This window comes from Aeromonas sp. TW 6 (assembly GCF_013168745.1).
GTDB classification, from domain to species: domain Bacteria; phylum Pseudomonadota; class Gammaproteobacteria; order Enterobacterales; family Aeromonadaceae; genus Aeromonas; species Aeromonas caviae.
In genome coordinates this window covers 1-8,358 of sequence record NZ_JABERS010000077.1, presented here as the reverse complement: position 1 = coordinate 8,358, position 8,358 = coordinate 1, and the positions used below count along the sequence as shown (strand labels likewise).

7 protein-coding genes and 2 pseudogenes are annotated in these 8,358 nt (G+C 41.5%); 3 read left to right on the top strand and 6 right to left on the bottom strand.

The genetic code is table 11. The annotated features are described in order from the left end of the window. Positions 1 to 154: 154 nt before the first annotated feature. The 6 genes from HKD46_RS20565 to HKD46_RS20540 are packed head-to-tail and all read right to left on the bottom strand — an operon-like array spanning position 155 to position 6,146. A complete protein-coding gene (locus HKD46_RS20565) occupies positions 155 to 1,321 on the bottom strand; it encodes a nucleotide sugar dehydrogenase (protein WP_161470512.1) in 1,167 nt (388 codons plus the stop codon). Position 1,322: 1 nt separating this feature from the next. Beyond that, complete coding sequence (locus tag HKD46_RS20560) at positions 1,323 to 2,072, bottom strand: glycosyltransferase (RefSeq protein WP_161470511.1); 750 nt, start codon at positions 2,070 to 2,072, stop codon at positions 1,323 to 1,325. After that, positions 2,072 to 2,854 carry a glycosyltransferase gene (locus HKD46_RS20555; protein ID WP_171865906.1) on the bottom strand — a complete coding sequence of 261 codons (783 nt, stop codon included), beginning with the start codon at positions 2,852 to 2,854 and terminating at the stop codon, positions 2,072 to 2,074. Before HKD46_RS20555 ends, HKD46_RS20560 begins: the two co-directional genes overlap by 1 nt. Further along, positions 2,851 to 4,020: a hypothetical protein gene (locus tag HKD46_RS20550; RefSeq protein ID WP_161470509.1), complete on the bottom strand. Its 1,170-nt coding sequence runs from the start codon at positions 4,018 to 4,020 to the stop codon at positions 2,851 to 2,853. The genes HKD46_RS20555 and HKD46_RS20550 overlap by 4 nt, the downstream gene beginning before the upstream one ends. 32 nt (positions 4,021 to 4,052) lie before the next feature. After that, a complete protein-coding gene (locus HKD46_RS20545) occupies positions 4,053 to 4,892 on the bottom strand; it encodes a glycosyltransferase (protein WP_161470508.1) in 840 nt (279 codons plus the stop codon). After that, entirely contained in the window at positions 4,893 to 6,146 is a 1,254-nt protein-coding gene (locus HKD46_RS20540) for an oligosaccharide flippase family protein (RefSeq protein ID WP_161470507.1), read from the bottom strand. Positions 6,147 to 6,370: 224 nt separating this feature from the next. On the opposite strand from HKD46_RS20540, the pseudogene HKD46_RS20535 reads away from it, so the two are divergent. From HKD46_RS20535 to HKD46_RS20525, 3 genes and pseudogenes are all read left to right on the top strand, one after another. Beyond that, positions 6,371 to 6,469, top strand: a pseudogene (locus HKD46_RS20535) (IS5/IS1182 family transposase); the annotation flags it as partial. A 78-nt stretch (positions 6,470 to 6,547) separates the two neighbouring features. Further along, positions 6,548 to 8,109 (top strand): IS3-like element ISAs20 family transposase gene (locus HKD46_RS20530; RefSeq protein ID WP_088813959.1). Its coding sequence is split into 2 segments (ribosomal slippage): positions 6,548 to 7,010 and positions 7,010 to 8,109, totalling 1,563 coding nucleotides; the frame shifts between segments, so codons are not numbered across the junction. A gap of 50 nt (positions 8,110 to 8,159) precedes the next feature. Beyond that, positions 8,160 to 8,358 (top strand): annotated as a pseudogene (locus HKD46_RS20525) (transposase); the annotation flags it as partial.

The following is an 8,358-nucleotide window of genomic DNA, read 5'->3' as shown; positions in this document are numbered from 1 at the left end:
GAGGTGGTAGGATAGGCATCAACTCAGTCCTTTGGGTGTGGCTTGTTTTGTTTAGCGACTAATCAGATCGCACAAACTGGACTGAGTTCCCTTCCTCCGGTGATCTACTATTCGGAACAGCTATTTACTTTTACAATAAAAAAACAGATAGATATCAGTCAGAACCAAACAGATCACGAGTGTAAAGTTTGTCGATTACATCATCAAGTTCAGCTACCCGTCGGTTCGCCAAGATCACATCGCAACTTGCTTTGAACTCTGACAAATCAGTTATTACCGTAGAATGGAAAAATTCTTTCTCTGTCAGTGTGGGCTCATAGATCACGACTTCAATACCTTTTGCCTTAATCCGCTTCATCACTCCCTGGATTGCTGAGGCTCTGAAATTATCTGACCCTGCTTTCATTACCAGTCGATATACACCGACACACTTTGGATTTTTACGGATCACGGAGTCGGCGATAAAATCTTTGCGCGTGGTATTTGAATCAACGATGGCGCGGATCAGATTATTAGGTACCTTGTCGTAGTTGGCCAGTAACTGTTTTGTATCTTTCGGCAAGCAATAACCACCATAGCCAAAAGAGGGGTTGTTGTAATGACTACCGATACGTGGATCCAGACCAATGCCATCAATCACTTGCCGACTATCCAACCCATGCAGTTGTGCATAGGTATCGAGCTCGTTGAAAAATGCCACTCGCATCGCCAGATAGGTATTGGCAAACAGCTTGATCGCCTCTGCTTCTGTGCTGTCAGTAAAGAGCACAGGTACATCCTTCTTAATGGCACCTTCCAACAGCAGGTTGGCAAACACCTGAGACCGCTCTGAACGCTCACCGACCACGATACGAGAAGGATGCAGGTTGTCATAGAGAGCTCGTCCTTCACGCAAAAATTCGGGGGAAAAAATCAAATTCTCACAACCGAGCTCCTTGCGCAACCTGGCGGTATACCCAACTGGAATGGTCGATTTTATCACCATGACAGCATCAGGATTGATGGCCATCACATCCTTGACTACTGACTCCACCGTACTGGTATTGAAATAGTTAGTATCGGGATCATAGTCTGTTGGCGTCGCAATGATGACGAAATCAGCCCCTTGATAAGCCTCTTCTTGATTAAGGGTGGCACGCAGATTTAAGTCGTGACTGGACAAATAGCCTTCAATCTCTTTATCGACGATGGGTGATCGCCCTTGATTGATCATCTCAACCTTGCTGGCAATCACATCAACCGCCACCACTTCATGGTGTTGTGCAAGTAAAACAGCATTTGATAACCCGACATATCCCGTGCCGGCAATAGCAACTTTCATATTATTTCCTGTACTTAATATAACCGTTAATTGCATACCACCCGAAATACCAGATACATTGACCTAAATTCAGTCCGACGACATCTCGGTATAGCCTCCATTGATAACTAGCAGCATTAAATTTGTTTTGAGACATCCCAGTATCAGTACGATACTGGGCTAACACGTCTTGAATACCATGGGCTTCATCACACAACTTGAGCAATTGCAACCATAAACCAAGATCTTGTCTCTTACGAATTAATGGCATCGTCTGGCGCCCCAGAACTTCGGCATTAAACATTGCAGTAAGACAACCAATAACACACCCTTTCAATAATTGTTCATAAGTCACCCGCTTAGGCGGTATAATGACCCCTCCCAATCCATTTTCTGAAAACTTTTGGTATCCGGTATAACTAAATAAAGCTCCACTTTGCTCCATATAATCAACTTGAACGCTTAATTTATTACTTGACCACAAATCGTCAGAATCCAAAAACGCTATATATTTACCTTTAGCTAAATTTATAGCTCGATTTCTAGAAACAGCTGCTCCGGAGTTCACCTCATTGCAAGAGAATATTATTCTTGATTCTGAATCAGCATAGCGCCTTAGTATTGAAATAGTTTCATCAGTAGAGCAATCATCCGTGATAATCAGTTCCCAGTTTTGATATGTTTGATTTATAACACTGTCAATAGAATCAGATATAGTCAAACTGGAATTATACGAAGGCATTATAATGGAGACTAGAGGATGACAATTCATTAATATTTACCTCTTAAGCAATAAAAAACATTTGAAATAAAAAAAGAGGTATATCCGGCTTTAAACACTCTAGGTATTTTTTTTATCACAAATAATATAAACATAACTCGCCACCATTTTTTATACACTCTTGAAAACATGGCTGCTTTCGCAGAGATCTTTTGGGGCGAGCTATAAAAATCCAGTCCTGAAGTAATAGGGGGATGCACACATATCTCTAATGGATACCGCTTAACAGGAATACCTGAGGAGAGGCAGTCGGACAAAAATATCATTTCTTCACCTGATGGATATTTTGATCCTAATCCAAAAAGCTCATCAAATTTGATATTTTTTTCAGCTAACACTCTTTTATTAAAACAAATATCTATTGATGATGGTTGCGCGATCGTTAATTTATTTAAAAAATACGATTCATTATTTGCTTTTGTCGTTCTGCCGTCAAGATACTGATGGTAATAAGTCGCCACATCAATTTTTTCATCAATCATGGTCTTTATTAACTGATAGATTTTTTCAATCGAGAATGTTACATCATCATCCATGATCAAAACATAATCACCCGATGCGTTTGCTATACCGACATTTCTACTTTTAGTTAATCCATGCTCATATAAGGGAGTATAGACAACATCTTTTCGTGACAACAACTCATGAATTATTGATTGTTTTGCCTCATGAGGATTTTGATGAACCACGACATACTCAATATTCGATGCTTGCGGAATAATTAATTTTTCTATACGCGCAGATATAGTAGATATAACAATGGATATCATCATCTAACCTTATTCAGGGGCTTATAAAATTTATAAAATTCAGTATCGGAGGCCAGCATCAAAATTATAAAATACAAACTTATTATTGCCCCCTCAATTTGAGTTAAAAAAAACAGGCCAAACATCAGAATAAAAGCGAATAATTTTGCTATTTTATATCTAGGGAAAACAAGTGTTGAATAAATAATTAATAATACTAATCCTCCAGCCCCTAATAATCCACGCTGATATATTTTTATCGGAAAGGAGGTCGAATCACCAAGGAAAATAGCTTTAGGCCCATAGCCAACCAAAACAGTAATCCAGTCCGTATTTGTCATAGAATTAAGCATAATATCAAATGCACTAGACCTATTATTTCCTACAAAACCTCGTTCAGAATCAAACTCCAGCCGATAAAAAATCAAATTATACAACTGGTCATAAAAATAGATGAGTGCTAGTGCGATGAACGTTATAATTATTGAAAGAGCCACCCATTTCTTATTATAAAATAGGATAAATAAGACAACAGGGAATATCAACAAGTAAAATAGCAATGATAGCGATAGTATACCTGAAATTAAAAATACTGCCCCACGCCTCCGATTAAAAAGTTCATGTTTATAAACAAAAAACAACGCCTCGATTAGAATAAATGCTATTAAATACAATCCCAAAGTCCCTGGCTCCCAAAAAACAGAAGCAAAGCGATGTATAACGATGCCAGATATATCGAATGATATCCAAGAAGGGTAATATGCTAGATAATATAAATTTTGATAACCATCCAAATTCGCATGATCTGGCGCACTAACTAATCCAATAGGGCTAATCAACTTGAATGTGTCTAAAAGAAACAGAACAATACCAAACGATATTACCAAAGCATTCAAGTTTAAATATTTTATAACTGCATTTATTAGCAATTTATATTTTGTAGATATAACCACCAATATAGCACTAAATATAAAAATATCGGTCGGATATAAGTCATCAACAGAAAACAAATCAGAATTTAATTTTGCAACATTGATGAGAAGCATTGTGACGAATGATAATGCAATTACAATTAGCTTACTTTTTGTCATCCATTGATGAGAAAAACTATTCCATAAAACGCCTATGACGTTCAATATCATTGCAATCAACAATAGATACTTACTAATCCCAAGAACTGAAGGAAGCATGTATTTCGTCGAAAGAAGCATCGAGAATAGAATTATGCTTTCCATTTAATAAATCTCACAAACAAATAACAAAGCTGAACTGCTATATTTTCAAGGTGACTTTGCATAAACATAAATCGAATAAACGCTATATTTAATTCCCCGTCTATATAAAACCTTAATATAGATTTTTTATCTCTTGGTTGATGAGCTAGAAGGTTATTACATGCAGCACGAAGCATTGTTTCCTTTTGCTCTATATAATTTTGACGTGAAACACTTGTTTTTAAGACCCTATATTCTAATAACGGCTCGCTTAAAGCTGCAAATCTTGTTATTTTTTGAAGCCTTGTCCATAACTCGTAATCTTCAGCATGTTTATATTCAGTCGAGTAATATAACTCTGCCCCCAAAATAGATTTATTAAACATAACACTAGGATGCGCAAAGGGTGCCCCAAATATACATGTAGCTTTGAGAATATAGTTAATATTCCACAACCGTCTCAGACCAATAATATTTCTATCTTGATCAACAGATGTATATGAACAACCAATCACTCCAACATTCTTATGTGAATGTAGATAATTTATTTGTTTCTCCAGCCTACTAGGCATAGAAATGTCATCAGCATCCATTCTTGCTATATAATCATACTTAGCCAGAGAAAGACCTTCATTTAACGTTGAAATCAAACCTCTGTTTTCTCTGCTAACAATGACCATTCGATGGTCCTTCGCCGCATAATCTTTTAAAATGCTCAGCGTATTGTCTGTAGAGCCATCATCAATACAAATTAACTCAAAGTTGGTATATGTTTGTTTTAAAATACTTTCAATCGCCTCTCTTAGATATAGTTCACCGTTATAAATTGGCATGATAACGCTGATCATTTAAATTCGCTCCATAATTATTTTTTTTGACTTGATATAAATAGGCACAATTAATAGATACTGTATTGCTATCGCAGCTATAAAGCAATATTCAATAGTGCCATACCTGTGAGCAAAGATAACGACCAAAGGAGTGACTATATAGTTTAGAATTGATAGGCGATAAAATGGCTCATCTTTGAATGTCCTAAAATACATGAAAACTATTTCATGCACCAAAATAGCAAGCCTCATTATTGCGAGCTGCAATACCAATCCAGTCACAAGAAATCTGTGCTGTAAATTAAGAATATCTAGTTTAAGAAATAAAATAAACATGGATGTAATAATAATGTACCCAAATAAACCAAAATATAATGCTTGCTTTAATATTGGCACAGTCTCTGAAACTTTATTTCCCGCAACCAAGTTTCCTAAATGAGCTCTCTTTGTCTGAACCCATGCTGTCATCGCGATAGCAAGAGCATTAATGATTGAATTTGTTGCTCCATACTGACCAGCAAATACAGCATCGACATATTTATAAAAATAAACAGAATATATGTTCCAATAGAAGTATCCAACAATCCAAACCAAGGATAACTTATACTGAAATGACAGCATGCTCTTGGCTACAGCGAGGGATCTTTTTGCTGAACTGCCTTTATACTCATAATATATGATGGAATAGTTGCCCTTGAACAAGAGTACATTTGCTAAACACATAGACAACTGTGAAATAAATAATGAGTATAAACCAGCCCCTAGCCACAATGATATGATCAAGCCAACTGAATATGCTACTCCACTAATTAGCTTTGATAAGTATACTTTTTCAGCATTGATTCTACCTTCTTCAACAAGTGGAACAATATTATTTAGTATGTTGAAACAAAAAAGTAGGGAATATAATAACCATGGTGTTAGCCATATTGATTTATGAGTATCTGCAAAAACCCATTGGGCATATAACTGTGAACTTAAAAAAACTAATAGTGACATCACAGTAAAAAAATACACCGCAACTTTAACATAACTATTAAAGTGACTTTTTATCTTTGTAGCAGATAAGTGCTGCACAATGGCAGTTGAAAAGCCTATTTCAAATATCCATTGAATAGTCGATATTGAAATGAAGGTATAATAAAGCCCCTGAACTTCGGGGGTTAGTTTAGTTGTAACCAGAAGAACAGCTAATGGACCGCTCATCAACTTTAGAAATAATGAGCAGATAGAATATAAAGCAGATCTGTTTTTGATTATAAATTCATACATGTATTAATTAATTTTCCCAACCATATTGTAGTTACTACAACCCATCTGGATTATACGACTATAAAAATCAATATAATTATTACATTTGATAAACTTCTGCATCAACAGTAACAATAGAAAGCCTGTTTACAACCGTATAGGTAAGTGTTGCTTTAGGGAAGGTGCGAACAAGTCCCTGATATGAGATCATGTTTGTCATCTGGAGCCATGAAAAAGGGTTCATCATGAGTCATCAGCTCACCTTCGCCGACAGTGAATTCAGCAGTAAGCGCCGTCAGACCAGAAAAGAGATTTTCTTGTCCCGCATGGAGCAGATTCTGCCATGCCCCCGGTGTCAGAATAGTTGTCGCCTAATCTGAATAATCTAAATGTGAAGACCGGGGGCGGATAAAGAGTGTCGAATGGCTCGTTATTCAAGTGAGCGCAAGGCTGCTTTGCTCAAGAAGCTGCTGCCGCCCATCAATATGTCGGTGGCCGAGTTGGCTCGGCAGGAAAACATCAGCGAGGTCACTCTGTATAATTGGCGCAAACACGCCAAAGACGGAGGGTCTCCTGTGCCCGGGGACAACAAACTGACCGATGAATGGCCCGCCGAGGCCAAGTTCGCCGTCGTGCTGGAAACCGCTGCGCTTTCCGAGATTGAACTCAGTGAGTACTGCCGCCGTAAGGGTCTCTATCCCGAGCAAGTCCAGCAATGGCGCCAAGCCTGTATTCTGGGCCAGCAATCCGCTCGTACCTTACAACAGGCGGAGAAGGCACAGGCCAAAGCGGACAAGAAGCGTATCCGGCAACTGGAGCAAGAGCTGCGGCGCAAAGACAAGGCCCTGGCCGAGGCGGCAGCTCTGCTGATATTGCAAAAAAAGCTCGATGCCTACTGGAGCAACGTCGACGAGGACAACTGACCTCGTTGCCAGAGCGGCAGCAATACGTTGCATGGTGGCGCGAAGCGCTTGAAGCTGGCGCCCGCAAGCATCCTGCGGCCGAGGTGTTGGGGCTGAGTCTGCGCACGCTCCAGCGCTGGTTGGCCGGGCCTGAGCTGAGTGCCGATAGGCGACCGGATGCGGTTCGTTCCATACCTGCTCATGCATTGAGCCCAGAGGAGCGGCAGGCCGTGCTGGACGTCTGCAATAGCCAGGAGTTCGCCTCGTTGCCGCCGAGTCAAATTGTGCCACGGCTGGCCGACCAGGGGCGCTACTTGGCCAGTGAGTCGAGCTTCTATCGCATCTTGCGGGCGGCTGACCAGCAGCACAGGCGTGGCCGTAGCCAGCCACCGCGTCATGTGCCGGTACCAACCAGCCATACCGCGACTGGGCCCAATCAAGTGTGGTCCTGGGATATCACCTACTTGCCGTCACTCGTGCGCGGCCAGTATTACTACCTCTATCTGATAGAGGACATCTACAGCCGCAAAGGGGTGGGCTGGGAAGTGCATGAGCAAGAGTGCGGTGAACGGGCGGCGGCGTTGCTGCAACGGAGCATCATCCGCGAGCAGTGCTGGAAGCAGCCGCTGGTCTTGCACTCGGACAACGGCGCGCCAATGAAGTCAGTCACGCTGCTGACCAAGATGCATGACCTGGGTGTCACGCCCTCGCGGGGACGGCCTCGGGTCAGCAACGATAATCCGTACTCGGAGTCATTGTTCAGGACGCTGAAGTACTGTCCGCAGTGGCCATCAGACGGCTTTGCCAGTCTGGAAGCGGCCAGGGAGTGGGTGCGCGACTTTATGGCCTGGTATAACGAAGAGCACCGGCATAGCCGTATCCGCTTCGTCACACCCAACGAGCGGCATCGGGGTGACGATAAAGCCCTGCTGGCGAAACGGGATGCTGTGTACCAGGCCGCCCGAGCACAACACCCAGCGAGGTGGAGTGGCAAGACGCGAGACTGGACACCTATCGGTGCCGTGATGCTAAATCCGGAGCGGCCCGAGAAACCCGAGCCGGAGCAAAAAGAGGCTGCTTAAAACAGCTTTGCGCGACAACTATCTTGAAAAACGCCGCATGGCAAAACATGGTGGAAGTCATCGAGCCGTTTTATCCCAAGGCTGGTAATGGCCGGCGACCTTATCCGCTGGAAACCATGCTCCGCATTCACTGCATGCAGCATTGGTACAACCTGAGCGATGGCGCGATGGAAGATGCTCTGTACGAAATCGCCTCCATGCGTCTGTTTGCCCGGTTATCCCTGGATAGCGCCTTGCCGGACCGCACCA